Source organism: Aureimonas sp. AU40 (assembly GCF_001463785.1).
Classification (GTDB): domain Bacteria; phylum Pseudomonadota; class Alphaproteobacteria; order Rhizobiales; family Rhizobiaceae; genus Aureimonas.
Map to the genome: position 1 here is coordinate 1 of NZ_BBWL01000002.1, position 23024 is coordinate 23024.

23 protein-coding genes are annotated in these 23024 nt (G+C 67.4%); 14 read left to right on the forward strand and 9 right to left on the reverse strand.

Going from position 1 to position 23024, the window contains the following annotated elements; translation table 11 throughout:
- Nucleotides 1–1060 (reverse strand): MFS transporter (locus AUL32_RS00740; RefSeq protein WP_062110997.1); only part of this gene is annotated, 1060 nt, incomplete at its 3' end.
- 121 nt (nt 1061–1181) lie between these two features.
- Nucleotides 1182–1499 (reverse strand): antibiotic biosynthesis monooxygenase family protein, encoded by a 318-nt coding sequence (locus tag AUL32_RS00745; protein WP_062110998.1) that lies wholly within the window; start codon nt 1497–1499, stop codon nt 1182–1184.
- A gap of 248 nt (nt 1500–1747) precedes the next feature.
- Here AUL32_RS00745 and AUL32_RS00750 point away from each other — a divergent pair, with 248 nt between their 5' ends.
- Together AUL32_RS00750 and AUL32_RS00755 are read left to right on the forward strand one after the other, a co-directional pair.
- Nucleotides 1748–2566 (forward strand): lytic murein transglycosylase, encoded by an 819-nt coding sequence (locus tag AUL32_RS00750; RefSeq protein ID WP_061974102.1) that lies wholly within the window; start codon nt 1748–1750, stop codon nt 2564–2566.
- A 19-nt stretch (nt 2567–2585) separates the two neighbouring features.
- Entirely contained in the window at nt 2586–3059 is a 474-nt protein-coding gene (locus AUL32_RS00755) for a GNAT family N-acetyltransferase (protein ID WP_062110999.1), read from the forward strand.
- Here the strand turns inward: AUL32_RS00755 and AUL32_RS00760 are convergent.
- A complete protein-coding gene (locus tag AUL32_RS00760; protein ID WP_061974106.1) occupies nt 3035–3766 on the reverse strand; it encodes a glutathione S-transferase in 732 nt (243 codons plus the stop codon). The genes AUL32_RS00755 and AUL32_RS00760 overlap by 25 nt on opposite strands.
- 282 nt (nt 3767–4048) lie before the next feature.
- Between AUL32_RS00760 and AUL32_RS00765 the strand changes: the two genes are divergently transcribed.
- The 8 genes from AUL32_RS00765 to AUL32_RS00800 all read left to right on the forward strand — a co-directional run bounded on the left by AUL32_RS00765 (nt 4049) and on the right by AUL32_RS00800 (nt 11416).
- A complete protein-coding gene (locus AUL32_RS00765) occupies nt 4049–5629 on the forward strand; it encodes a peptide ABC transporter substrate-binding protein (RefSeq protein WP_061977669.1) in 1581 nt (526 codons plus the stop codon).
- Between the two features lie 330 nt (nt 5630–5959).
- Nucleotides 5960–6883, forward strand: coding sequence for an ABC transporter permease (locus AUL32_RS00770; protein ID WP_061974108.1), 924 nt, complete (start codon nt 5960–5962; stop codon nt 6881–6883).
- Nucleotides 6880–7800, forward strand: a complete 921-nt coding sequence (locus AUL32_RS00775) for an ABC transporter permease (RefSeq protein WP_062111000.1) — start codon at nt 6880–6882, stop codon at nt 7798–7800. Before AUL32_RS00770 ends, AUL32_RS00775 begins: the two co-directional genes overlap by 4 nt.
- Nucleotides 7801–7804: 4 nt before the next feature.
- Nucleotides 7805–8836 carry an ABC transporter ATP-binding protein gene (locus AUL32_RS00780; protein WP_061974112.1) on the forward strand — a complete coding sequence of 344 codons (1032 nt, stop codon included), beginning with the start codon at nt 7805–7807 and terminating at the stop codon, nt 8834–8836.
- Nucleotides 8829–9911: an ABC transporter ATP-binding protein gene (locus AUL32_RS00785; RefSeq protein WP_062111001.1), complete on the forward strand. Its 1083-nt coding sequence runs from the start codon at nt 8829–8831 to the stop codon at nt 9909–9911. Before AUL32_RS00780 ends, AUL32_RS00785 begins: the two co-directional genes overlap by 8 nt.
- Nucleotides 9912–9970: 59 nt before the next feature.
- Complete coding sequence (locus AUL32_RS00790) at nt 9971–10216, forward strand: type II toxin-antitoxin system ParD family antitoxin (protein WP_062111002.1); 246 nt, start codon at nt 9971–9973, stop codon at nt 10214–10216.
- Nucleotides 10206–10499: a type II toxin-antitoxin system RelE/ParE family toxin gene (locus AUL32_RS00795; protein WP_062111003.1), complete on the forward strand. Its 294-nt coding sequence runs from the start codon at nt 10206–10208 to the stop codon at nt 10497–10499. The genes AUL32_RS00790 and AUL32_RS00795 overlap by 11 nt, the downstream gene beginning before the upstream one ends.
- A gap of 131 nt (nt 10500–10630) precedes the next feature.
- Entirely contained in the window at nt 10631–11416 is a 786-nt protein-coding gene (locus AUL32_RS00800; RefSeq protein WP_062111004.1) for a class I SAM-dependent methyltransferase, read from the forward strand.
- Between the two features lie 92 nt (nt 11417–11508).
- Here the strand turns inward: AUL32_RS00800 and AUL32_RS00805 are convergent, their stop codons facing one another.
- From AUL32_RS00805 to AUL32_RS00815, 3 genes are all read right to left on the reverse strand, one after another.
- Complete coding sequence (locus tag AUL32_RS00805; protein ID WP_061974118.1) at nt 11509–12300, reverse strand: ATP-binding cassette domain-containing protein; 792 nt, start codon at nt 12298–12300, stop codon at nt 11509–11511.
- Nucleotide 12301: 1 nt separating this feature from the next.
- Nucleotides 12302–13378 carry an ABC transporter permease gene (locus AUL32_RS00810; RefSeq protein WP_061974120.1) on the reverse strand — a complete coding sequence of 359 codons (1077 nt, stop codon included), beginning with the start codon at nt 13376–13378 and terminating at the stop codon, nt 12302–12304.
- Nucleotides 13379–13604: 226 nt separating this feature from the next.
- A complete protein-coding gene (locus tag AUL32_RS00815; protein ID WP_374700907.1) occupies nt 13605–14630 on the reverse strand; it encodes a sugar ABC transporter substrate-binding protein in 1026 nt (341 codons plus the stop codon).
- A 303-nt stretch (nt 14631–14933) separates the two neighbouring features.
- Here AUL32_RS00815 and AUL32_RS00820 point away from each other — a divergent pair, with 303 nt between their 5' ends.
- Nucleotides 14934–16160 carry an ROK family transcriptional regulator gene (locus tag AUL32_RS00820; RefSeq protein WP_062111070.1) on the forward strand — a complete coding sequence of 409 codons (1227 nt, stop codon included), beginning with the start codon at nt 14934–14936 and terminating at the stop codon, nt 16158–16160.
- A 9-nt stretch (nt 16161–16169) separates the two neighbouring features.
- Here the strand turns inward: AUL32_RS00820 and AUL32_RS00825 are convergent, their stop codons facing one another.
- Genes AUL32_RS00825 through AUL32_RS00835 form a run of 3 tightly spaced genes read right to left on the reverse strand, consistent with a single transcriptional unit; the run spans nt 16170 to nt 19339 of the window.
- Complete coding sequence (locus AUL32_RS00825; protein ID WP_062111005.1) at nt 16170–16613, reverse strand: NfeD family protein; 444 nt, start codon at nt 16611–16613, stop codon at nt 16170–16172.
- Nucleotides 16614–16618: 5 nt separating this feature from the next.
- Nucleotides 16619–17719: an SPFH domain-containing protein gene (locus AUL32_RS00830; RefSeq protein WP_082659052.1), complete on the reverse strand. Its 1101-nt coding sequence runs from the start codon at nt 17717–17719 to the stop codon at nt 16619–16621.
- Between the two features lie 12 nt (nt 17720–17731).
- Nucleotides 17732–19339: a bifunctional metallophosphatase/5'-nucleotidase gene (locus AUL32_RS00835; protein WP_062111006.1), complete on the reverse strand. Its 1608-nt coding sequence runs from the start codon at nt 19337–19339 to the stop codon at nt 17732–17734.
- Nucleotides 19340–19519: 180 nt separating this feature from the next.
- Here AUL32_RS00835 and AUL32_RS00840 point away from each other — a divergent pair, with 180 nt between their 5' ends.
- The 3 genes from AUL32_RS00840 (at nt 19520) to AUL32_RS00850 (ending at nt 22962) form a co-directional block, all read left to right on the forward strand.
- The gene (locus tag AUL32_RS00840) at nt 19520–21700 is read left to right on the forward strand and encodes a malate synthase G (RefSeq protein WP_062111007.1); all 2181 of its coding nucleotides are present in this window, start codon (nt 19520–19522) and stop codon (nt 21698–21700) included.
- A gap of 139 nt (nt 21701–21839) precedes the next feature.
- Entirely contained in the window at nt 21840–22286 is a 447-nt protein-coding gene (locus AUL32_RS00845; protein WP_062111008.1) for a YqaA family protein, read from the forward strand.
- A gap of 28 nt (nt 22287–22314) precedes the next feature.
- Nucleotides 22315–22962, forward strand: coding sequence for a ceramidase domain-containing protein (locus AUL32_RS00850; RefSeq protein WP_062111009.1), 648 nt, complete (start codon nt 22315–22317; stop codon nt 22960–22962).
- Nucleotides 22963–23024: the final 62 nt, after the last annotated feature.

The following is a 23024-nucleotide window of genomic DNA, read 5'->3' on the forward strand; positions in this document are numbered from 1 at the left end:
GTGCCGGCAGGAGCGCCAGCGACAGGAGGCCCGCCGAGAAGACCGCAAGGCCGACGGCGGCGAGGCGGCCGGGCTCGCGCAGATGGTCCGACACGCGGCCCGACACGAAGGCGGCGAGCGCGGTGGCGATCGGCCAGGGGGTCATGAGAAGGCCCGTCTCCGAGGCGCTGCGTCCCAGCGTGTCGTGCAGGAAGAAGGGCAGCGCCACGAAGGCCAGCATCTGCGCGGAAAAGGACAGGACGGAGGTCAGGGCCGAAAGGGCGAAGATCGGCCGTGCCAGGAGATCCACCGGCAGGATGGGCGCCGACAGGCGCAGCTGCGAGCGCACGAAGACCGTGCCGATCGCAAGCCCCGCCGCGATCTGGCCGAGTGCCAGCACCAGCCCTTCGGAATGGCCGAGCGCGTTGACGCCCGAGATCACGAGGCCGAAGGTCGCCGCGCTCAAGGCCGCGCTCTTGAAGTCGAAGCGCTCGCCCGAGGCGGGCGTGACGGGCAGCGTGCGCGCGCCGACGAGAAGGGCGAGAAGGTCCACCGGCACGTTGACGAGAAACAGCGCCTGCCAGGGCGCGACGGCGAGGATCAGCCCGGCGATGGTCGGCCCCGTGGCGGCGGACACGCCGACGATGACGGCAACGTTGCCGACCGCCCGGCCGAGCTGGGCGCGCGGAAAGATGAAGCGCACGAGCGCGATGTTGACGCTCATGATGCCGGCGGCGCCGAGGCCCTGGACAGCGCGGGCGAAGATCAGCATTCCCAGCGAATCGGCGACCGCGCAAAGGCCGGAGGCGAGCGTGAACAGCGCCAGCCCGCAGAGATAGACGCGCTTGTAGCCGACCACCTCGCCGAGCTTGGCGAGCGGCAGCAGCATCATGGTGACGGCGAGCTGATAGGCGTTCACCACCCAGATCGCGTCCACCGGCCGAATGCCGAGGCTCTGCGTGATGGGCGGCAGGGCGATGTTGGCGATCGCGCCGTCGAGCACGGCGACGAAAAGCGTCAGCGCGACGGTCGCGAAGGCGAGCGTGCGCTGGGGTTGGGCAAGTCCGTCGAGAGGCTGCATGAAAACAATCCGAGGAGGCGTCCGGCCGGTCGCGGGTGTCGCGGCCGGGAGCCTGCTCGAGATAAGCCAGCATTAATGGTTTCGCCAGCTTTTACCGGTCGCGCCAGCCTTTCCCCGACCTTCAGTCGCGGGCGATGGTCTGGATGACGTCGAAGCCTTCGAATTCGGGATGGCCGAGATAAAGCGGCTTGGTGCCGCCGGCGCCCCGATGCGAGGCGCGGAAGGCTTCCGAGCGCGTCCAGGCCTCGAAATCCTCGCGGCTCGCCCAGATCGTGTGCGAGGAATAAAGGTGATGGTCCTCGCGCTCCGGGCCTTTCAGGAGATGGAATTCCTCGAAGCCGGAAACGGTGGTGAGATGCGATTCGCGGCTCTTCCAGAGCGTTTCGAAATCCTCCGCCGCCTCCTTGATGACCTTGAAGCGGTTCATGGCGATGAACATGGAAGGGCCTCCGGCTTTCTGGTTGCGCTGGGAACATAGGGAAGGGCGCGGGGAAGCCCAAGGGCGGGCCTCGCGCGATCGTGAGGCGAATCAAGTCTTCCGTAACCCTACGCAAACCTTTCCATGTCCTCTATGAAGCCAATCCATGGCGCTCCGCTTAGGCCCTGCCGCTCTCCTGCGCGGGGCCGGCGAACGGGCGAACTCTCCCGCTCGCGCGGACGAACACTGACAAAAAAGGGAACAGCCTCTTGCGCGTCCTCCAGACCCTGAAAGCCGCGGCGCTTGGCGCCGCCGTCCTCCTTGCGGCTTCGCCCGCCTTCGCCCAGAGCTGCGGCAACGGCCCGGCCGGCTTCCCCTCCTGGCTCGAGAGCTTCAAGCGGCAGGCCGCCTCGCAGGGCATTTCGCAGAACACGCTTCAGACCGCGCTCGGCGGCGTGACCTACGACAGCAAGGTCATCGGCCTCGACCGCAACCAGAAGAGCTTCAAGCTCTCGCTCGACGCCTTCATGGAGCGCCGCGCGCCGGCCTCCTTCGTTAAGAAGGGCAAGAGCATCATCGCGCAGAACCGCGATCTCCTGAACCGGATCGAGCAGCGCTTCGGCGTCCAGAAGGAAATCCTCGTCGCCATCTGGGGCATGGAAACCGGCTTCGGCGCCAATTCCGGCAACATGAACATCTTCCGTTCGCTGGCGACCCTGTCCTACGACTGCCGCCGCTCGGACTTCTTCACCGAGGAGCTGCTCGCCGCTCTGCAGATCGTCGACCGGGGCGACAAGCAGGCCAGCGACATGAAGGGCGCCTGGGCCGGCGAGATCGGCCAGACGCAGTTCCTGGCCAAGAACTACCTGCGCTATGCCGTGGATTTCGACGGCGACGGCCGCCGCGACCTGATCCGCTCCAAGGCCGACGTGCTCGCCTCCACCGCCAACTTCCTGAAGCAGCACGGCTGGATCGCGGGCGCGGGCTACAATCCGGGTGAGCCGAACTTCGCGCGCCTGGAAGACTGGAACCGCGCCAGCGTCTACCAGCAGGGCCTCGCCCTTTTCGCTTCCAAGCTCGCCAACTGACGGCAGGGCTCGGGCTCGCATGGGCGAGACGGGCTGGACCTTGAGACGGGCGGTGGCGCGGGACGCCGCCGCTCTTTTTCACATCCGCACCAGCGTTCGCGAGAACGCGATGTCGCTGGCGGACCTTGCGGCGATCGGCCTGACGGAAACGACGGTGGCGGCGATGCTGTCCGCCTCCCGCCCCTGCGCCTGGGTCGCCTCCGTGGATGACCGCGTGGTCGGCTTCTCGATGATCGACGAGGAGGAGGGCAGTCTTTTCGCGGCTTTCGTTCTGCCTGCCTTTGAGGGACGGGGCATCGGCCGAGCCCTGATCGCGCGCGCCGAGGCGGCCTTGTTCAGCCAGTTCGATCGGATCTGGCTGGAGACCGACCGGAATAGCCGGGCGGCCGAATTGTATCGGCGTCTCGGCTGGCGCGAGACGAGCGCCTCGGGCCAGGATATCCACATGGAAAAGTCTCGTCCGACCGACTACTCCCCGTCGAGTTCGGGATAGGGGCGGAAGATGCCGCTTTCGTTGAAGGGGATGCGGCGGGGGCTCGCGAGATAGCGGGCGACGGCCGGCATTTCGGCCACGCGATCGTGGATCGCGAGGGCGGCCGGGCTGTTCGCCTCGATCCGCGCCATGCGCCGGGGGAAGGCGTAGCGCAGCCCTTCCACCACCTGAAACAGGCCGAGATCGACATAGGTCATGTGCTCGCCCACCAGCCAGCCCGAAAGGGACGGGTTGGCCTTGGCGACGCGCTCGTACCAACCGAGGAACTTGGTCATGCGCTGATGGCGGAACTCGCCGGCCCGACGCAGCGCCTCGGGTTTCTGATCTTCGTAATAAAGGCTGGTGCCCACGGGATGATGCGTGTCGTGCGCCTCGGCCACGAAATCGGCCGTGGTCTCGGCCACCGCGCGCGCGAAGAGCCGGTCGGTCTCGCCCGCCGGCGCGAGCCCCAAACGTTCGCCGCAATAGGCGCTGATCGCCGCGGCCTGGGACAAGACGAGCGCCCCATGCACAAGAAAGGGCGGGGCGAAGGGCGGTCGGTCGGCCTGGTCCATCAGCCGCATCATCGCCTCCGCGCCGCCGCCCTCGCTCGCCGGCAGGCGCGCCACGTCGCGATAGGGCGCCTCGGCGGCTTCGAGCACGAGCCGCGGAAACTCGCCGCGTCCCTGGATTTCTGGCCAATAGTAGAGGTCGAAACGATCGTTCATCGGGGCTCGGCGGGTTGCGCTGCGGGGCCGCGCCAAGGCGGCGGGAAGGCTTCTGAAACCCGTGACAATGCTCGGAAGTTCCCACACCTTCCGTTAAGGTAAGATCGGGTTTGCGTATAACTTGAAGGTGTTATGCTGCACTGCCCATAATGCCGTCATCGCCGCGTAACGAACAAATGTTCACCATCGCAGTGCTGGACAAACCCGCTCCGGCTGTGATTGAAGACGCGCTTTCCGCTGGTCGGTTCTTAGGCCAAGCTCAAGGAGGTTCAACCTTTGACGATGTCCTTCCGCTCCTTTCTCGGCGCCGCGTCCCTCGCCACGCTCATGGCGGTCTCTGCCGCCGACGCCGCCACGCTGAACCTGCACAATGGCGGCGACGTTACCTCGCTCGACCCGCAGCGCCTGTCGGGCGACTGGGAGAACCGGGTGGCCGGCGACATTTTCGAGGGACTGGTGACGGAGGATGCCAAGGCCCATCCGATCCCCGGCATGGCGGAAAGCTGGACCATCTCGCCGGACGGCCTCGTCTACACGTTCAAGCTGCGCGACGGCGTGAAGTGGTCTGACGGCGAGCCGGTGAAGGCCTCGGACTTCGTCTTCGCCTTCCGTCGCCTGATGGACCCCAAGCAGGCCGCGCAGTACGCCTATCTCCAGTACCCGATGAAGAACGCCGAGGCGATCAACAAGGGCAAGCTGGCCGATATGGACCAGCTCGGCATCAAGGCGATCGACGACAAGACCGTCGAGATCACGCTGGAGAACCCGACGCCCTTCTATCTCGGCGCGCTCACCCACTACACCGCCTATCCGCTGCCCGAGCATGTCGTGAAGGCCAAGGGCGACGCCTGGGTCCAGATCGGCAACATCGCGACCAACGGCCCCTACAAGCCGGTGGAATGGGTGCCGGGCAGCCATGTCCTGACCGAGAAGAATCCCAACTGGTACGACACCGCCTCGCTGAAGATCGACGGCACCAAGTTCTTCACGCTGGAGGACATTCCGGCCGCGCTGCGCCGCTACCGCTCCGGTGAGTTCGACATGCTCACCCAGTTCCCGGCCGACCAGTACAAGTGGCTGCAGGAGAACATGCCGGGCCAGGCGCACGTGACGCCCTTCGCCGGCCTCTATTACTACGTGCTGAACAGCTCCAAGCCGCCGCTCGACAACGCCAATGTGCGCAAGGCCCTGTCCATGGCCGTGGTGCGCGAGGCGATCGGCCCGCAGATTCTGGGCACCGGCGAGCTTCCCGCTTATAGCTGGGTGCCGCCCGGCATCGCCAATTACGAAGGCGGCCCGGCCTATGTCGATTGGAAGGACCTGCCGCAGGGCCAGAAGATCGCCGAAGCCAAGAAGCTTCTGGAGGCCGAGGGCTATTCCGCCTCCAAGCCGCTGAAGCTGCAGCTTCGCTACAACACGGACGAGAACCACAAGCGCGTCGCCGTCGCCATCGCTTCCATGTGGAAGCCGCTCGGCGTCGAGGTCGAGCTCGTCAACAGCGAGGTCAAGGTCCACTACGCCGACCTGCGGGCCGGCGAGTTCCAGGTCGGCCGCGCCGGCTGGCTGGCCGACTACGACGATCCGACGAACTTCCTCGACCTGCTCAAGGGCGGGATCGAGATGAACTACGGCCGCTGGACGAACGCGGAGTACGACAAGCTTCTGACGGAAGCGCAGACGACGCAGGACCTGAAGGCGCGCGCCGGCCTCCTGAAGCAGGCCGAGACGATCGCCCTCAACGATTCGGCGGCGGTGCCGATCTACTATTACGTGACCAAGAACGTCGTCTCGCCGAAGATCACCGGCTTCGAGGACAATGTGAAGGACATTCACCGCACGCGCTGGTTGGCCAAGGCCGAGTAACGCGGAGCGGGTGATGCGGCCGGGGAGGGCGGAGCGCCGCCCACCCTTCGCCGCCCGCCCGTCGGCTCTGGCCTGCGCCGGGCATCCGGCGCCGGCCTTTCTCCCGGGTTCAGGCCGGACCTCGGCCCGCCCCCGCAGGTGGCGGCAGGCCGAAGCCGCCACGACGCCCCGCGGCTCGATGCTCGATCGCCGCCGTCCCTTGGGGCTTTGGTCCGACGTACCGCCGGCCATGGGCCGAAACGCCCCGCGCGCAACTTTCGAAATCCACGCATCCGGCCGCCCGGGGATCGCCCCCGCGCCTTTCGCCGATGCCCCTTTGGACTCCAAGCGATGCTGTCCTTCGCCCTTCGCCGTCTCTTGACGGCGATCCCGGTGGTGCTGTTCGCAGTCACCGCCTGCTTCTTCATTCTCCGGCTGGCGCCGGGTGGCCCGTTCGATCAGGAGCGCGCCCTGCCGCCGGAAATCCTCGCCAATCTGCGGGCCCACTACAATCTCGACCTGCCGCTGGTGCAGCAGTACCTGCTCTATCTCGGCCGGCTTCTGCAGGGCGATCTCGGCCCGTCCTTCGTGACCAAGGATTTCACGGTCGGGCAGCAGATCGCCATCGGCCTGCCCTATACGCTGATTCTCGGCGGTTCGGCCTTCGTGGTCGCGGTCGTGGTGGGGCTGGCGGCCGGCATCTACGGCGCGCTCTACCAAAACCGGGGTGCGGACTATCTGATCGCGGGCGTCATCATGATCGGCGTCGTGGTGCCGAACTTCCTGGTCGCGCCCATTCTGCAGCTCGTCTTCGGCGTCCGGCTCGGCTGGTTGCCGGTGGGCGGCTGGGGCGACGGGTCCTGGCCGCATCTGGTGCTGCCGGTCTTCGTGCTCGCCTTTCCCCATGCCGGGCGCATCTCGCGCCTCATGCGCGGCTCGATGATCGAGGTCTTGAACTCCAACTACATCCGCACGGCCCGCGCCAAGGGCGTAGGCTCGCGGCTCGTGGTGATGCGGCATGCGCTCAAGCCCGCGCTGACGCCGGTCGTCTCCTATCTCGGCCCCGCCGCCGGCTATCTCCTCACCGGCTCGATCGTCGTGGAGCAGATCTTCGGCATTCCCGGCCTTGGCCGCTACTTCATCCAGGCCGCCCTCAACCGCGACTACGGCATGGTTCTGGGGACGGTCGTCTTCTACATGGTGCTGATCGTGATCCTCAATCTTCTCGTCGATCTCGCCTATGCCTGGCTCGACCCGAGGGTGCGCGCGCGATGACCCTTTACGTCGACAAGCGCGAGGCGCTCGAACCCTTCGTCTTCCACGAGGCGGAGGCCTTTCACGGCAAGCCCCGTTCGCTGACGCGCGACGCGCTGCGGCGCTTCGGCTCCAACAAGGCGGCGATGGTGTCGCTGGCGGTCTTCCTCTTCATCGTGCTGGCTGCCGTGGTCGGCCCTTGGCTCGTCCCGTTCGACTACGAGACGCCGGACTGGGCCGCGTTCCGCGCCCCGCCCTCGATCGAGACCGGGCACTATTTCGGCACCGATCAGAACGGGCGCGATCTCCTCGCCCGCACGCTCTACGGCACGCGCGTCTCGCTGCTCGTGGCCCTCATCGCCACCGCCGTCTCGGTGCTGGTCGGCATTCTCTACGGCGCGGTGTCGGGCTTCGTCGGCGGGCGCGTCGACGCGGCCATGATGCGCTTCGTCGATGTCATGTACGCGCTGCCCTACATTCTGTTCGTCATCCTCCTGATGGTGATCTTCGGGCGCAACGTCTACCTCCTCTTCGCCGCGATCGGCCTTCTGGAATGGCTGACCATGGCGCGCATCGTGCGCGGCCAGACCTTGTCGCTGAAGGAGCGCGAGTTCGTGGAGGCGGCGCGCGCCTCGGGCGTCTCGACCTTCACGATCATCCGCCGGCATATCGTGCCCAATCTGGTCGGCCCGGTGGTGATCTTCGCGACGCTGACCATTCCCGAGATCATCGCGACGGAAAGCTTCCTGTCCTACCTCGGCTTTGGCGTGCAGGAGCCGCTGACCTCGCTGGGAACGCTGATCTCGGAAGGCGCGGACACGTTGGAGATCATGCCCTGGCTGCTGCTCTTTCCCGGCGGCGTTCTCGTGTCGCTTCTCCTGTCGCTCGCCTTTATCGGCGACGGCCTGCGCGATGCCTTCGACCCGAAGGACCGGTGATCCCATGACCCCAGACAACAAGACGGCGCCGGTCCTGGCCCTTTCCAACTATTCCATCCGCTTCTCGACGCCCGACGGCGACGTCCAGGCGGTGAGCGATCTCAGCTTCGAGGTCCATCCCGGCGAGACGCTGGCGATCGTCGGTGAATCGGGCTCGGGCAAGTCGCAGACCTTCAACGGCGTCTTCGGCCTCCTGGCCAAGAACGGGCGGACCGAAGGCCAGGCGAAGCTCGACGGAACGGACCTTCTGAAGCTCTCGCTGCGCGATCTCGACCGGGTGCGTGGGCGCGACATGGCCATGGTGTTTCAGGACCCCATGACCGCGCTCAACCCGACGCTGAAGATCAAGCGCCAGCTGGCCGAAACGCTGGAGGTCCACAAGGGCGTCCGGCGGCGCGAGGCGGAGGCCGAGGCGCTGGCCATGCTGAAGCGCGTCGGCATTCCCGACGCCGAGCGGCGCATCGAGCAATATCCGCACGAGCTTTCGGGCGGCATGCGCCAGCGCGTGGTGATCGCCATGGCGCTTCTCTGCCGGCCCAAGGTCATCGTCGCCGACGAGCCGACCACGGCGCTGGACGTGACGATCCAGGCGCAGATCCTGGAGCTCTTCGCCGAACTCACCGGCGACAAGACGGCGCTTGTGCTCATCACCCACGATCTCGGCGTGGTGGCCGGCGTCGCCGATCGCATCGCGGTCATGTATGCCGGACGCATCGTGGAGGAGGGGCGCGTGGACGATGTCTTCGCCGCGCCCGCCCATCCCTACACGGCGGCGCTGCTGGGCTCGATTCCGCGCGTCGACCGGGACGCAGCCGGTGTCGAGCCTATCCCCGGCCGTCCGCCCAATCTCATCCGTCCGCCGTCTGGCTGCGCCTTCCACACGCGCTGCGGCTTCGCGGTGGAGCGCTGCACGGTGGAGCGCCCGCCGCTTGATGCGGTGGCTCGCGAGGGCACGGGCCCGCGCCGGGCCGCCTGCTGGCGCGCCTTCGTGGACGCGGCCAAGGGAACCGCCAAGACGGAGTTCGCCCATGTCTGAGATCGAGGCTGACATCAAGGCCGAGAGCGGCAGCGGCGCGGGCGCCCCGCTTCTCGACGTGCGCCACCTTTCCACCGAGTTCCGGCTGAAGGGCAAGGGCTTCTTTCCCAAGGTCCAGACCCTGAAGGCGGTGCGCGACGTGTCCTTCACGGTGCGCGAGGGTGAAACGCTCGGCATCGTCGGCGAGTCGGGCTGCGGCAAGTCCACGCTCGGCCGCTCCATCCTGCGCCTCATCGAGCCGACCGAGGGACAGGTCGTCTGGCAGGGGCGCAATCTCGCCGAGCTTTCCGCCGCCGACATGCGCGCGGCGCGGCGCGATCTCTCGATCATCTTTCAGGACCCGATCGCCTCGCTCGACCCGCGCATGACGGTGGGCGACATCATCTCCGAGCCCTTGCGCGTCGCCGAGCCGGGCCTGTCCCGGCGCGAGCGCCGGGCGCGGGTGGAAAAGGTCATGGAAGAGGTCGGCCTCGTCGCCGACATGATCAACCGCTATCCGCACGAGTTCTCCGGCGGGCAGGCGCAGCGCATCGGCATCGCGCGGGCCATCATCACCGAGCCCAAGCTCATCGTCTGCGACGAGCCGGTCTCGGCGCTCGACGTGTCGATCCAGGCGCAGATCGTCAATCTCCTGGCCGATCTTCGCCGCCGACGCGGTCTGACCCTGCTCTTCATCAGCCACGACCTTTCCGTCGTGCGCCTCGTGTCGGACCGCATCCTGGTTCTCTATCTCGGCCGTGTGGTGGAGGAGGGGACGCGCGCGGAAGTCTTCGAGAACCCCGCGCACCCCTATGCCCGCGCGCTCCTCTCGGCCGCGCCGATCCCCGACCCCGCCATCGCGCGCACGCGCCGGCGCACGGTGCTGCAGGGCGATCCGCCCTCGCCGGTGAATCCGCCGTCCGGCTGCGCCTTTCGCACCCGCTGCCCGATCGCGGAACCCGTCTGCGCCCAGGTCCCGCCCGAGCTCACCCCCGTCTCCGCCACGCACCGCGCCGCCTGTCATTTCGCCGGCGACGAGGCGGCGCGGCGCATGAAAGATAGGCAAGCCCCGCCGCTGGCGGCCTTGGCGGGGTGAGCCGATCGTTGCCGAAGATTGCGCCCTCCGCTAACATTTTCTGGTAGCGGAGAGCGATCATGGGCAAGAACACCTCGGTAATCATGGGGGACCACTTCTCGGATTTCGTAGCCGAGCAGGTGCGAACCGGGCGTTACGGCTCGACCAGCGAGGTCGTGCGCGCCGGTCTCCGTCTTCTGGAAGAGCACGAGGCGCGTCGAGCAGCGCTACGCGTCGCTATCGCGGAAGGCGAGGCGAGCGGTGCGGCCGAACCGTTCGATCCCGACGCGTTCCTGGACGCGATGACGCGCAAGCATGGGATCTGACATCCGCCTCACGCCCAAGGCACGCGCAGATCTCGAAGATATCTTCCTTTACACGGCCCGCGAATGGTCGCCCGAGCGGGCTCGGACCTATGTGCGCCTCCTCAGCGAGGCCATGGAACGTGTCGCGCTTGAACCCAACCGTGCCAAACGCCTCGATGACATTCGTGAGGGATACGCCCAATATCGTGCCGGTTCGCATCTTCTCGTTTTTCGTCCGACGAAAGCGGGGATCGAGATCGTCCGGATTCTCCATATGCGCATGGACATCACGCGCCATGTCTGACGAAAGCCCGGGTAAGAACCTTCGGTCAGTCGCGGCTGAGGCCGCGAGCCCGTCGTCTCGTCCTCGTCACAGACAAGTGCTACCTCCCAGGCCCTTTGGATCGGGAGGCGGGGCGCATGGATGGGGAGAGAATGGATGCCAAGGCGGTGGCCGCGCATTGGGAGAGCAATGCGGCGGCCTGGACGGCCCTGTCTCGCGCCGGGCATGACCGTTACCGCGACGCGCTGAACACGCCGTCCTTTCTCGCCTTGCTGCCCCCGGTCGAGGGGCTGAAAGGGCTGGACCTCGGCTGCGGGGAGGGCACCAACACGCGAGCCGTCGCGCGGCTGGGCGCTGACATGACCGGGCTCGACATCGCGCCGACCTTTCTGCGGCACGCCCGCGAAACGGAAGCCGCGGACCCGCTCGGCATCCGCTATGTCCTGGGCGACGGGCTGATCCTGCCGTTCGAAGACGGGAGCTTCGACTTCGTCACGGCCTTCATGTCGATGATGGACATGGCCGATCAGGCCGAGGTGCTGAAGGAGGTGGCCCGTGTCCTGAAGCCGGGTGGCTTCCTGCAGTTCTCGATCCTGCATCCCTGCTTCGTGCCGCCAAAGCGCCGCAACATCCGCAACGAACGCGGCGAGGCGGTTGCGGTCGAACTCGCGGATTACTTCAATGAAACGGGCGGGCGCGTCGAGCGCTGGCTCTTCTCGGGCGTCTCCGACGAGGCGCGCGCGGGGCTCGAACCCTTCTCCATTCCCCGCTTTCACCGAACGCTTTCGTCCTGGGTGGCGATGCTGGTGGGGGCGGGGCTCTCCATCCAGGCCTTCGGGGAGCCCATGGCGTCGGAGCAGGTCGCTTGCGCCGAACCGATCGTGGCCGACACCCGCGTGGCGCCGATCTTCCTGCATGTCCGCGCCGGGCACGGCTGAGGGCTCCCGCTTCGATCAATGCGTTTAGATACGAAAAAGGCCGGCGCCCCGAAGGGTGCCGGCCTTTCGCTTGGGATGGGATCGGCCGCGTGTCAGGCCGCCATCATCGCCGGTTCAGGCGTCTTGGCGCCGGTCATCAGCGCCACGGCGTCGGACATGGTGATGGTCTTGGGGTCCACGACGCAGAGGCGCTTGGACAGGCGGTGGATGTGGATGCGGTCGGCGATCTCGAAGACATGCGGCATGTTGTGCGAGATCAGGACGATCGGCAGGCCGCGCGAGCGCACCTCGAGGATGAGGTCGAGAACCTTTCGCGATTCCTTGACGCCGAGCGCGGCGGTGGGCTCGTCGAGGATCAGAACCTTGGAGCCGAAGGCGGCGGCGCGCGCCACCGCCACGCCCTGGCGCTGGCCGCCGGACAGCGTTTCCACCGCCTGGTCGATGTTCTGGATCGTCATCAGGCCAAGCTCGGTGAGCTTTTCGCGAGCGATCTTGCGCATCTTCGGCTTGTCGAGCATCCGGAACCAGTCCCCCATCGGGCCGGTTCGGCGGATCTCGCGGCCGAGGAACATGTTGTCGGCGATCGAAAGGGCCGGCGACAGCGCGAGCTGCTGGTAGACCGTCTCGATGCCGGCGTCGCGCGCCGACTGCGGATTGGCGAAGGAGACAGGCTTGCCGTCGAGCAGGATCTCGCCCGCATCCGGGTTCACCGCGCCCGACAGGGCCTTGATCAGGGTCGACTTGCCAGCGCCGTTGTCGCCGATCACGGCGAGGATTTCGCCGGGATAGAGGTCGAAGTCGGCGTTGTCGATGGCGACGACGCGGCCGTAGCTCTTGCGCAGGTTGCGGGCGCGAAGGACGGGTTGGGTGCCGAGATGGGACATGTCAGGCCGATACCTTCCGGATCCACTGGTCGGCCGCGACGGCCAGGATGATGAGGGCGCCGACGGTGAGGCGCGTCCATTGCGGGTCGGTGCCGTAGATGCGCAGGCCCATGGCGAAGACGCCGACGATCAGGGCGCCGACCAGCGTGCCGATCACCGAGCCGCGTCCGCCGAAGAGCGAGGTGCCGCCGATGACGACCGCCGTGATGGCCTGGATGTTGGCCTCATAGCCCGATGTCGGGGAGACCGAGCCGATGCGCCCGATCAGGGCCCAGCCGGCAAAGGCGCAGATCAGACCCGACACGGCGTAGACCGAGATCAGAACGCGGCTGGAACTGATGCCCGACAGGCGCGCCGCGTCCTCGTCGTCGCCGATGGCGTAGACATGCCGGCCCCAGGCCGTGTTGTTGAGAATGTAGTAGAACAGCGCCACGAGAAGCAGCACCGAGACCACGGCATAGGTGAACACCGCGCCGCCGATCTGGAACGTGTTGCCGAGGAACTGAAGGAGGGGCGCCGCCGCCTCCACGTCCTGCGCGCGGATCGTGGCGTTCTGCGTGTAGATGAAGTTGACCGCCTCGAAGACGAACCACATGCCCAGCGTCACGATGAAGGGCGGCAGCTTGACCTTGGCGACGAGCACGCCGTTCACCGCGCCGCAGAACGTGCCGACGGCAAAGCCGATCAGCAGCGCCAGCGGGGCCGGCACGCCGTTCACCACCGCCAGATTGCCCATGATCACCGAGGAGAGGACCATGATCGCGCCGACAGAAAGGTCGATGCCGGCGGTGAGGATGATGAGGGTCTGCGCCACGCCGACGATGCCGACGATCGCCACCTGCTGAAGGATCAGCGTCATGGTGAAGGCGTTGAAGAAGCGGCCGCCGATCAGCGAGCCGAAAATGCCGATGCCGACCAGAAGGACGATCACCGGAACCATGGTCGGATTGCCATGGAGGAAATGCTGGAGATGCTGGAGCGGGGTGCGACCGTGGCCGGAAAACTCGGCGACGCGCGTGTCGCTCTTGTCGAGCTGCTGCTCGAAGTCGCTGCCCTTGCGGGTGGATGTTTCGCTCATGCGCCGGAGCCTCCTGAGGGGGTGAGGTCGTTCGTGCGGGGCTGCCGCCCCGATCCCCGCCCGGGAACGGCGTTCCCGGACCCTTGCCCGTTTTTTGGGACTTTCCCCGATCCGGCAGGGCCGGGGGCCCTGCCGGATCGGGGACACATCGCAAAATGGCATGGGGTCCAGGGGACATCATGTCCCCTGGTGGGGTGCAGGGGCTAAGCCCCTGCGTTGCGGCCGATCAGCCCCAGCAGGCCTTGGAGGCGGCGGCGGAGTCCATCGACTTCACGCCGTCGACCGGCTTGTCGGTGACGAGGTCGACGCCCGTGTTGGTGATGTCGAGACCGGCCGAGGCTTCCGGCTTCTTGCCCGATTCCACGAAGGTCTTGACCGCTTCCACGCCCATCGCCGCCATTTTCAGCGGGTACTGCATGGAGGTCGCGCCGATCACGCCGGCCTTGACGTTGGCGATGCCGGGGCAGCCGCCGTCGACGGAGACGATCGTCACCTTGTCGGCGACGCCGAGGCTCTTCAGCGCTTCGTAGGCGCCGGCGGCGGCCGGCTCGTTGATCGTGTAGACGAGGTTGATCGAAGGATCCTTCTGGAGAAGGTTCTCCATGGCCTGACGGCCGCCTTCCTCGTTGCCGTTGGTCACGTCATGGCCGACGATGCGCTTGTCGCTTTCGTCGCCGACGATCGCCTTGTCCTTCACGTCGATGCCGAAGCCCTGCATGAAGCCCTGGTCGCGCAGGACGGCGACGGAGGGCTGCTGCGGGGTGAGGTCGAGGAAGGCGATCTTGGCGTTGGCGGCTTCAGTGCCCATCTTGGCCTTGGCCCACTGGCCGATCAGCACGCCGGCTTCGTAATTGTCGGTCGCGAAGGTGGCGTCGGCCGAGGCCAGCGGCTCCAGCGGCGTGTCGAGCGCGATCACGATGAGGCCGGCGTCGCGCGCCTTCTTCACGGTCGGCACGATGCCCTTGGTGTCGGAGGCCGCAATCAGAATGCCCTTGGCGCCGCCGGCGATGCAGCTCTCGATCGCCTGGACCTGGCTGTCGGAATCGCCGTCCACGCGGCCGGCATAGGACTGGAGGTTGATGCCCAGTTCCTTGGCCTTGGCCTCGGCGCCTTCCTTCATCTTCACGAAGAACGGGTTGGTGTCGGTCTTGGTGATGAGGCAGACCGTCGTGGCGCCCTGGGCCGAAGCCGTGCCGGACAGCGCGAGAAGGCCGAAGGCGCCCACGGCGGCGGACGCGAAGAGATGACGCAGATTCACCAGAAATCCTCCCGAAACAGACCGGTCCCGCTCGGGCGACACGGCCCGATCCCAGCCTCCACGCCGGGATCGAATGACCCAAGCTGACACGATCCCAAGTTGCCTGTCAATCAATAACTCACATGGATTTATTTATTGACACCTCGGTAAGGTCTCCGTCATGGTCGCGTCACGAACCGCGTAAGAGACTGTTTGACAACTCGGCGGCGGAGAAGCGCCGAGAGGCCGACCTGGCCGTGTTGTCACACAGTCTCTAGGGGCAGGGCGGACGTCGACGGGGAGGGTCGGCCTTTGGGTGTGGATGCGGCGACGACATCGGTCGCGGACGGCCGCTCGGTCGAGCGGGACGAATCGCTTCGCGGATCGAACCAGGCGGGACTGCGCGCCCACAACGAGCGGGCCGTGCTTTCGCTCATCCGTCGGCACGGGGAACTGGCGAAATCCGAGATCGCGCGCCTGTCGCGCCTGTCGCCGCAGACGGCCTCCGTCATCATGCGCTCGCTGGAGGCGGACGGGCTGGTTCTGGCGGGCGAGCCGCGACGCGGCCGCGTCGGCCAGCCATCGGTTCCCATGCGGCTCAACCCGGACGGCGCCTTCGCGCTCGGCCTCAAGCTCGGCCGGCGCACCAGCGAGATGGTGCTGATGGATTTCGTCGGGCGCGTGCGCGAGAGCCGGGCCATCCTTTATCGCTTCCCCCGCCGAACCGAGGTCATGCGCTTCGTGGAGACGGCGAGCGTCGAGCTGCGCCAGTCGCTCTCGCCCGCGCATCGCCGGCGCATCGTGGGTCTTGGCGTCGGCATGCCCTTCGAGATCTGGTCCTGGGGCGAGGCCAACGGCGCGCCGCCGGGCGAGATGGAGGATTGGCGCAGCGTCGATTTCGGCGCCGAGCTGGAGCAGGCGACGGGCGAATCCGTCTTCATCGCCAACGACGTGACCGCCGCCTGCGGCGCCGAACAGGCCTTCGGCACGGATGTCTCGGCCAATTTCGTCTACTTCTTCGTGGGCGCCTTTGTCGGCGGGGGCATCGTGATGGACGGCGCGCTGGTGCCGGGGCGGCTCGGCAATGCCGGCGCGCTCGGCTCCATGCCGGTGCCGACGCGCATCGGCGAGCGGCGCCAGCTTGTCCATGTCGCCTCGATCCATGTGCTGGAGCGCATGGTCGAGGCCTCGGGCCGTTCGGCCGTCGAGCTCTGGCGACGCGACGCGGACTGGACCGATCTCGGGCCTCTCCTGGACGAATGGATCGGCATTGCCGCCGAGGGGCTCGCCCATGCCATCGCTGCCTCGATCGCGGTCTATGATTTCGAGCGCGCGGTGATCGACGGCAGCTTTCCCGCCGCCGTGCGCGCCCGGCTGGTGGACGCCACGCGCCAGGCGCTAAGCGATTTCGACTTCCAGGGCCTGCAGCCGATCGCTGTCACGGAAGGCTCGATCGGCCGCTCGGCGCGCGAGGTCGGCTCGGCCAGCCTGCCCTTCTTCGCCAAGTTTCTGCTCGACCACCGGGTGCTTCTGGCCGAGCGATAGGCATCGCTCTCAATCGGCCGCCGGCCGCACCTTGAGAAGCGAGCCCTGCACCGATTCGATCACGACCGGAGCTCCGACGGGCAGGTCCGGCCCTTCGGCGCTCCACCAGCCGTCGTCCACCGCAACGCGCCCGCGCCCGCCCTCGATCGCCTCGCTCACCTTCGCCCGGCGTCCGACGAGGCGGAGCCCCGGCTCGTTGAGCGGCGCTGCGTCCGCCCGGCGGGCGCGCTGGCCGTAGAACCTATGGCCGATCAGGGCCGCGACGCCGGACACCACGGCGAAGCCGACGAGCTGGCTCTGCCAGCTGAGATCGGGAAGCCAGAGCGCGTTGGCGCCGACCACGATCGCGCCGATCCCGAGAAACAGGAGATAGACGCCCGGCAGCAGAAGCTCGCCTAGGAGCAGCAGCACGCCAAGCAGCCACCAGCCATAGCCTGATACGAGGCCTGCCATGGCGCTCAGGCCTCGGGCCGGGGAAACACGACGCCGCGCCCGGCGGTGGACGAGGGGGACGATGATTGCCCCGCCGGGGAGGCGGCCGGCCGGGATTGGCCCGCCAGGGAGGCGGGGGAGGGCTTGGCGGAGGCGGCTCTCGCCGCGCCGCCGGGCTCCGGGCGGTTCTCGGGAAAGCTCGCGCGCGCCAGTTCCACGATGCCGCCGAGCGAGCCGATGAGCGAGGAGGCTTCGAGCGGCATGAGGATGACGCGCTGGTTGGGAGCGGACGCCAGCTTCGACAGGGCTTCGGTGTAGCGCTGGGCGATGAAGTAGTTGATCGCCTGCACGTCCCCGGCCGCGATCGCCTCGGACACCATCTGCGTCGCCTTGGCCTCGGCCTCGGCCAGACGCTCGCGCGCCTCCGCCTCGCGATAGGCCGCCTCGCGCTTGCCCTCCGCCTCCAGGATCTGCGCCTGCTTCTCGCCCTCGGCGCGCAGGATCTTGGCCGCCCGCGCGCCCTCGGCCTCCAGGATTTCGGCACGCTTCTCGCGCTCGGCCATCATCTGCCGGCCCATGGATTCCACCAGCTTGGCCGGCGGGTTGATATCCTTGATCTCGATGCGGGTGATCTTGATGCCCCAGGCGTGGGCCGCCTGATCCACCACGCGCAGGATGCGCTCGGAAATGGCGTCGCGGTTCGACAAGAGATCGTCGAGATCCATCGAGCCCATGACCGAGCGCAGGTTGGTCATCACCAGATTAAGGACGGCGTTCTGCAGGTTCGCCACCTCGTAGGCCGCCGAGGCGGCGTCGAGGATCTGATAGAAGGCGACGCCGTCGGCGGCGACGGAGGCGTTGTCGCGGGTGATGACCTCCTGCGTGGGGACGTCGAGCACCTGCTCCATCATGTTGATCCGCCGGCCGATGCGCTCGACGAAGGGCACGATGAGGTTGAGCCCGGGCGTCAGCGTGCGCACGTAGCGGCCGAAATTCTCGACCGTGTAGTTGTAGCCCTGCGGCACGATCTTGACCGTGGAGGCCAAGACCACGAGCACCGCGAAGACGGCCACAACCACGAGCACGCTGCCCAGCCCGAACTCCGCTCCCATCGAAAACCCGTTCATCCCTGCCTCGCTTTACTCGACTTCGCGGATGCGCCCGTCCGTATAGGGCTTGTAGGGCGCGTTCTTGGCCTGGAGATAGCTGACCACCGCTTCCTCCATGTTCGGACCGTAATCATAGGCGTTCACGGCCTTTTCCGCGAAGGTCTTGTAGCCGTCGCCGCCCTGGCGCAGGAAGTTGTTGGAAACGACGGTATAGGTGGCGGCGGGGTCGATCGGCACCCATTGGCCGCCCGCCTCCTTGACCCGCACCGCCTTCACGCGGTCGACACCCGGCTGGCCCTTGCGCGACCAGTCGAACTGGAGGCCGGCGACCTGCGGGAAGCGGCCGGCGCCGTCCTCGACCTGGCTGACGCCGTTTTCCAGCGCGGCCTTGATGTCGGCGCCGGTGAGCTGGAAGGTCGCGATCGTGTTCTGGAACGGCAGGACGGTGAGGATTTCGCCCATCGTCACGTCGCCCGCGTCGATCGAGGCGCGCACATTGCCGCCATTGCCGATGGCGATGGTGACGCCCTGGTCCTTGGTGCGGTCGAGCAGCGCGTCGGCCACGAGATCGCCCATGGCGCACTCGGCCTTGCGGCAGATCTCGCGCGCGCCGTCGATCGGCTCGGCGGTCTGGGCCACGACCTTGTTGCGGATTTCCTCCAAGGGCTTGGCCAGCTCGGCGACGCGCGCCACAAAGCTTTCATCTTCCGGCACCGAGGCGTCGAGCAGGATCGGCGCCCCTTCCGCCTTCGTCACATGGCCTTCGTCGTCGAAGGTCACGTCCAGCTTGCCGAGATATTTCGAATAGGCATAGGCCTGGACGATCGGCACCTCGCGCCCGTCCGGTCCCTTGACGCGGGTCGGATAGGGGCCGGCGGCCTTGGGGTCGGTGCTGGACAGAAGCGTGTGCGAATGGCCGCCGACGATCAAGTCGAGGCCCGGCACCTCGGTCGCGAGGCGCTTGTCCACCTCGTAGCCGGAATGGCTGAGGAGAATGATCTTGTTGACGCCCTCAGTGGTCAGCTTCTGCGCCTCGCGCTTGGCCGCTTCCACCGGGTCGGTGAAGGTGATGGACTTGCCGGCGGCGGTCAGTTCCTGGTTGTCGCGCGGGGTGAGGCCGATGATCCCGATGCGCTCGCCGTCCTTCTCGATCACGGTCGAGGGTTTGACGAGCTTGGCGAGCTCCGGCTCGCGGGCGAGATCGGCGTTGGCCATGAGCATGGGAAACTTCACCGCGCCGGCGAAGCTCTGGATCACCGGCACGCCGTCGTCGAACTCGTGATTACCGACCGCCATGGCCTCGAAGCCGATGCGGTTCATGAACTCGGCCGAGTCCTTGTCCTTGTAGTAGGTGTAGAAGAGCGAGCCCTGGCTCTGGTCTCCCGCGTCGAGAAGCAGGACGGGGCGGCTGCCGGCTGCCTTGCGCTCGGCCGCGACGGCGGAGGCGATGCGCGCGATGCCGCCGAAGCAGCTCTTTTCCGCCGCCTCCTTGGCCGAGCAGGGGCCGTCATACTTGTTGATCGGCTCGACCCGGCTGTGAAAATCGTTGATGTGCAGGATCGTCAGATCGAAGGCCTGGGCGGGCAGGGCGGTGCCGGCGGCGAGAAGGGCGGCGAGACCGAAGAGGCAGGATTTCATGAGGCAGGGGTCCTTCGGATGCGGTCGGGCGGGGCCTTTGCATGATTCCCAGCCCGCGCGCCGTTTGGGAAGCCCGTTCCTCGCAGCTTTCGGTAAAGTCCGTTTGACAGGCGCCCGGCCATGCCCGACACAGCTTTCCCGACCCGTCTTACTCAAGACCGTATGCGAGGGGAGCGTCCCATGTCCGATTACGTCGAGCTTCATGGCCTGAAGGTCTCGCCCATCCTCAAGGATTTCGCCGAGACCGAGGCGCTGCCGGGAACCGGCATCGAGCCCGACCGCTTCTGGCACGCGCTCGCCGATCTCCTGACCGACCTCGCCCCGCGCAACCGCGAGCTTCTCCAGCGCCGCGACGAGCTGCAGGCTCAGATCGACGCCTGGTGCCGCGAGCACAAGGGCGCGGCGGTGGACGGCGCGGAGGCCGAGAGCTTCCTGCGCGAGATCGGCTATCTCGTGCCCGAAGGCCCGGCCTTCAGCGTCGAGACCGCCAATGTCGATCCCGAGATCGCTTCGATCGCCGGGCCGCAGCTCGTTGTGCCGGTGCTGAACGCCCGCTTCGCGTTAAACGCGGCGAACGCGCGCTGGGGTTCGCTCTACGACGCGCTCTACGGCACGGACGCCATTTCCGACGAGGGCGGCGCCGAGCGCGGCAAGGGCTACAACGCGCAGCGCGGCGCCAAGGTCGTCGCCTGGGCGCGCGACTTCCTCGACCGCGCCGTGCCGCTGAACGGCGCCTCCTGGCGCGACGCCAAGAGCTTCGAGATCGAGAACGGCCGGCTCTGCGCGCGCCTGGGCGACGCGCGCCTCGTGCCGCTGGCCGACCCCGCCGCCTTCGCTGGCTACAAGGGCGAGGTGTCGAGCCCGACCGGGCTGCTCCTGCGCAACAACGGCCTGCACCTCGAAATCGTCATCGACCGCACGTCGGCGATCGGACGCACCGACCATGCCGGCATTTCCGACGTGCTGCTCGAAAGCGCGGTGACGACGATCCAGGATTGCGAGGATTCCGTCGCGGCGGTGGACGCCGAGGACAAGGCGGCCGTCTATCGCAACTGGCTCGGTCTGATGCGGGGCGACCTCGTCGAAACCTTCCAGAAGGGCGGCGAGACCGTGACCCGCCGCCTGGAGGCGGACCGAACCTACACCGCGCCGGATGGCTCGACGCTCACCCTGCCGGGCCGCTCTCTCATGCTGGTGCGCAATGTCGGCCACCTCATGACCAACCCCGCCGTGCGCCTGGCCGACGGCTCGGAGGCGCCCGAAGGTCTGCTCGACGCGCTGTTCACCGTCACGATCGCGCTGCACGACCTGCAGAAGACCGATGGCCCGCGCAACAGCCGAGCCGGCTCGGTCTATATCGTGAAGCCCAAAATGCATGGGCCGGACGAGGTGGAGTTCGCCGACGAGATCTTCGCCCGCGTCGAGGCCGCGCTGGGCCTGGAGCCCAACACGGTGAAGATGGGCATCATGGACGAGGAGCGCCGCACCACGGCCAACCTCAAGGAGTGCATCCGCCGGGCGCGCCGCCGTGTCGTCTTCATCAACACCGGCTTCCTCGACCGGACCGGCGACGAGATGCACACGTCGATGGAACTCGGCCCCATGATCCGCAAGGGCGACATGAAGGCCTCGACCTGGATCAAGGCCTACGAGGACCGCAATGTCGACACCGGCCTTGCCTGCGGCCTGAAGGGGCATGCGCAGATCGGCAAGGGCATGTGGGCCATGCCCGACAAGATGGCCGCGATGCTGGAGCAGAAGATCGGCCATCCCAAGGCTGGCGCCAACACGGCCTGGGTGCCGTCCCCCACCGCCGCGACGCTGCACGCCACGCATTATCACGAGGTGGATGTCGCCGAAGTGCAGGCCAAGCTCGAGGGCCATCCGCGCACCCAGCTCACCGACATCCTGACGATTCCCGTTGCCGTGCGCCCGAACTGGACGCCCGAGGACGTGCAGGCCGAGCTCGACAACAACGCGCAAGGCATTCTCGGCTATGTCGTGCGCTGGGTGGATGCCGGCGTCGGCTGTTCCAAGGTGCCGGACATCAACAATGTCGGCCTGATGGAAGACCGCGCCACTTGCCGCATCTCCTCGCAACACATCGCCAACTGGCTGCTGCACGGCGTCGTCACGCAGGCGCAGGTGGTGGAGACGATGAAGCGCATGGCCGCCGTGGTGGATGGGCAGAACGCGGGCGACCCGCTCTATCAGCCGATGGCGCCCGAGTTCGACCGCTCCATCGCCTTCCAGGCCGCGCTCGACCTCGTGCTCAAGGGCCGCGAGCAGCCGAACGGCTATACCGAGCCGGTTCTGCACCGCCGCCGCCTGGAGAAGAAGGCCGAAGCGCGCCGCCCCTGAGCTATCGACGCCGAGCGCTCCCTCGGGGCGCTCGGCTCTCCCCGCTCTTAGCGCCGAGCGCCGAGTCGCTCACGATCCCAGCCGTTGCCGGGTCGATACCGGCGGCGATCTTCTCTTATGATGCGATAAGCCTCCCGCGATGATGCTCGAGCTTTGGCCCTATCTCGCGGTGTTCTCCAGCGGCTTCGTCGCGGCGACGCTTTTCCCCGCCTCGTCGGAGGCGGTGCTGGCGGGCTTGCTCGTGAGCGGCGAGGGCGATGCGGCCGGGCTGGTGGCGGCCGCAACGCTGGGCAACACGCTGGGCGCGGTGTTCAACTGGGGCTGCGGCCGGGCTCTGGCGCATTACCGCGATCGCAGCTGGTTTCCCGCCAAGGGCGCACAACTCGCGCGCGCCGAGCGTCAGTTCAAGCGCTTCGGCCTGCCCTCGCTCCTCTTCGCCTGGCTTCCCGTCGTGGGCGACGCGCTGACGGTCATCGCCGGCCTGCTGCATGTCCGGCTGGTCTGGTTCGTGCCGCTCGTGGGCGCCGGCAAAGGCGCGCGCTATATCGCGGTTGCGGCCGCAACGCTCGGCCTTTGGGGCGGCTGACGCGCCCCTCGCGCGTGGAGGCTCGGGCATGGACTGGACGGCGCCGATCGATGCCTATTGCGAGCGGCTTGGGCCCGGCTTCTGGGCGGAGCCGGTCAACGCGGTCAGCAACGCCGCCTTTCTTCTCGCCGCCTTATGGGCTTTCATGCGCTGGCGGCGGCAGGGGCGGGGCGACGGCGCGGTGCTCCTGTTGATCGCCCTCGTCGCCGTGATCGCGCTCGGCTCCTTCCTGTTCCACACCTTCGCCAATCGCTGGTCGGCCCTGGCAGACGTGCTGCCGATCGCGCTGTTCATCTACGGTTTCTTCGCTTTGGCGCTGCATCGTCTGGTCGGCCTGGGGCTAGCCGCCGGCCTTTTCGGCACGCTCGCCTTCGCGCTGGCGGGCCAGTTCGGCGCGCCGCTGGCCGAGCCGCTTCTCGGCTCCTCGTCCGCCTACCTGCCGGCCCTGCTGGCGCTTCTCGGCATCGGCGCCTGGCTGGTGTGGAATGGGCGGCCGGGCGGACGAGGGCTGCTTTGGGCCGTCGGAATCTTCACTCTCTCGCTCGCCTTCCGCATGATGGACGAGCCGCTTTGCCCTCACTGGCCGCTCGGCACGCATTTCCTTTGGCATGGGCTGAACGCGCTGGTGCTGGCGCTCTGCCTGCGCGTAGCGCTGCGGCGGCCCGAGTCTCGCTGAGTCGAAGGCCATAAACGAAAAAAGGCCGGGCGCTTCCCCCGAAGCGCCCGGCCAGAGCGGTC

Coding starts and splice junctions, on each gene's coding strand:
- AUL32_RS00845 (WP_062111008.1), top strand. CDS start 21,840: ATGATGCTCGAGCTTTGGCCCTATCTCGCGGTGTTCTCCAGCGGCTTC.
- AUL32_RS00760 (WP_061974106.1), bottom strand. CDS start 3,766: ATGAACGATCGTTTCGACCTCTACTATTGGCCAGAAATCCAGGGACGC.
- AUL32_RS00825 (WP_062111005.1), bottom strand. CDS start 16,613: ATGGCAGGCCTCGTATCAGGCTATGGCTGGTGGCTGCTTGGCGTGCTG.
- AUL32_RS00790 (WP_062111002.1), top strand. CDS start 9,971: ATGGGCAAGAACACCTCGGTAATCATGGGGGACCACTTCTCGGATTTC.
- AUL32_RS00775 (WP_062111000.1), top strand. CDS start 6,880: ATGACCCTTTACGTCGACAAGCGCGAGGCGCTCGAACCCTTCGTCTTC.
- AUL32_RS00810 (WP_061974120.1), bottom strand. CDS start 13,378: ATGAGCGAAACATCCACCCGCAAGGGCAGCGACTTCGAGCAGCAGCTC.
- AUL32_RS00770 (WP_061974108.1), top strand. CDS start 5,960: ATGCTGTCCTTCGCCCTTCGCCGTCTCTTGACGGCGATCCCGGTGGTG.
- AUL32_RS00795 (WP_062111003.1), top strand. CDS start 10,206: ATGGGATCTGACATCCGCCTCACGCCCAAGGCACGCGCAGATCTCGAA.
- AUL32_RS00805 (WP_061974118.1), bottom strand. CDS start 12,300: ATGTCCCATCTCGGCACCCAACCCGTCCTTCGCGCCCGCAACCTGCGC.
- AUL32_RS00830 (WP_082659052.1), bottom strand. CDS start 17,719: ATGAACGGGTTTTCGATGGGAGCGGAGTTCGGGCTGGGCAGCGTGCTC.
- AUL32_RS00765 (WP_061977669.1), top strand. CDS start 4,049: ATGTCCTTCCGCTCCTTTCTCGGCGCCGCGTCCCTCGCCACGCTCATG.
- AUL32_RS00745 (WP_062110998.1), bottom strand. CDS start 1,499: ATGTTCATCGCCATGAACCGCTTCAAGGTCATCAAGGAGGCGGCGGAG.
- AUL32_RS00835 (WP_062111006.1), bottom strand. CDS start 19,339: ATGAAATCCTGCCTCTTCGGTCTCGCCGCCCTTCTCGCCGCCGGCACC.
- AUL32_RS00850 (WP_062111009.1), top strand. CDS start 22,315: ATGGACTGGACGGCGCCGATCGATGCCTATTGCGAGCGGCTTGGGCCC.
- AUL32_RS00800 (WP_062111004.1), top strand. CDS start 10,631: ATGGATGCCAAGGCGGTGGCCGCGCATTGGGAGAGCAATGCGGCGGCC.
- AUL32_RS00780 (WP_061974112.1), top strand. CDS start 7,805: ATGACCCCAGACAACAAGACGGCGCCGGTCCTGGCCCTTTCCAACTAT.
- AUL32_RS00785 (WP_062111001.1), top strand. CDS start 8,829: ATGTCTGAGATCGAGGCTGACATCAAGGCCGAGAGCGGCAGCGGCGCG.
- AUL32_RS00755 (WP_062110999.1), top strand. CDS start 2,586: ATGGGCGAGACGGGCTGGACCTTGAGACGGGCGGTGGCGCGGGACGCC.
- AUL32_RS00840 (WP_062111007.1), top strand. CDS start 19,520: ATGTCCGATTACGTCGAGCTTCATGGCCTGAAGGTCTCGCCCATCCTC.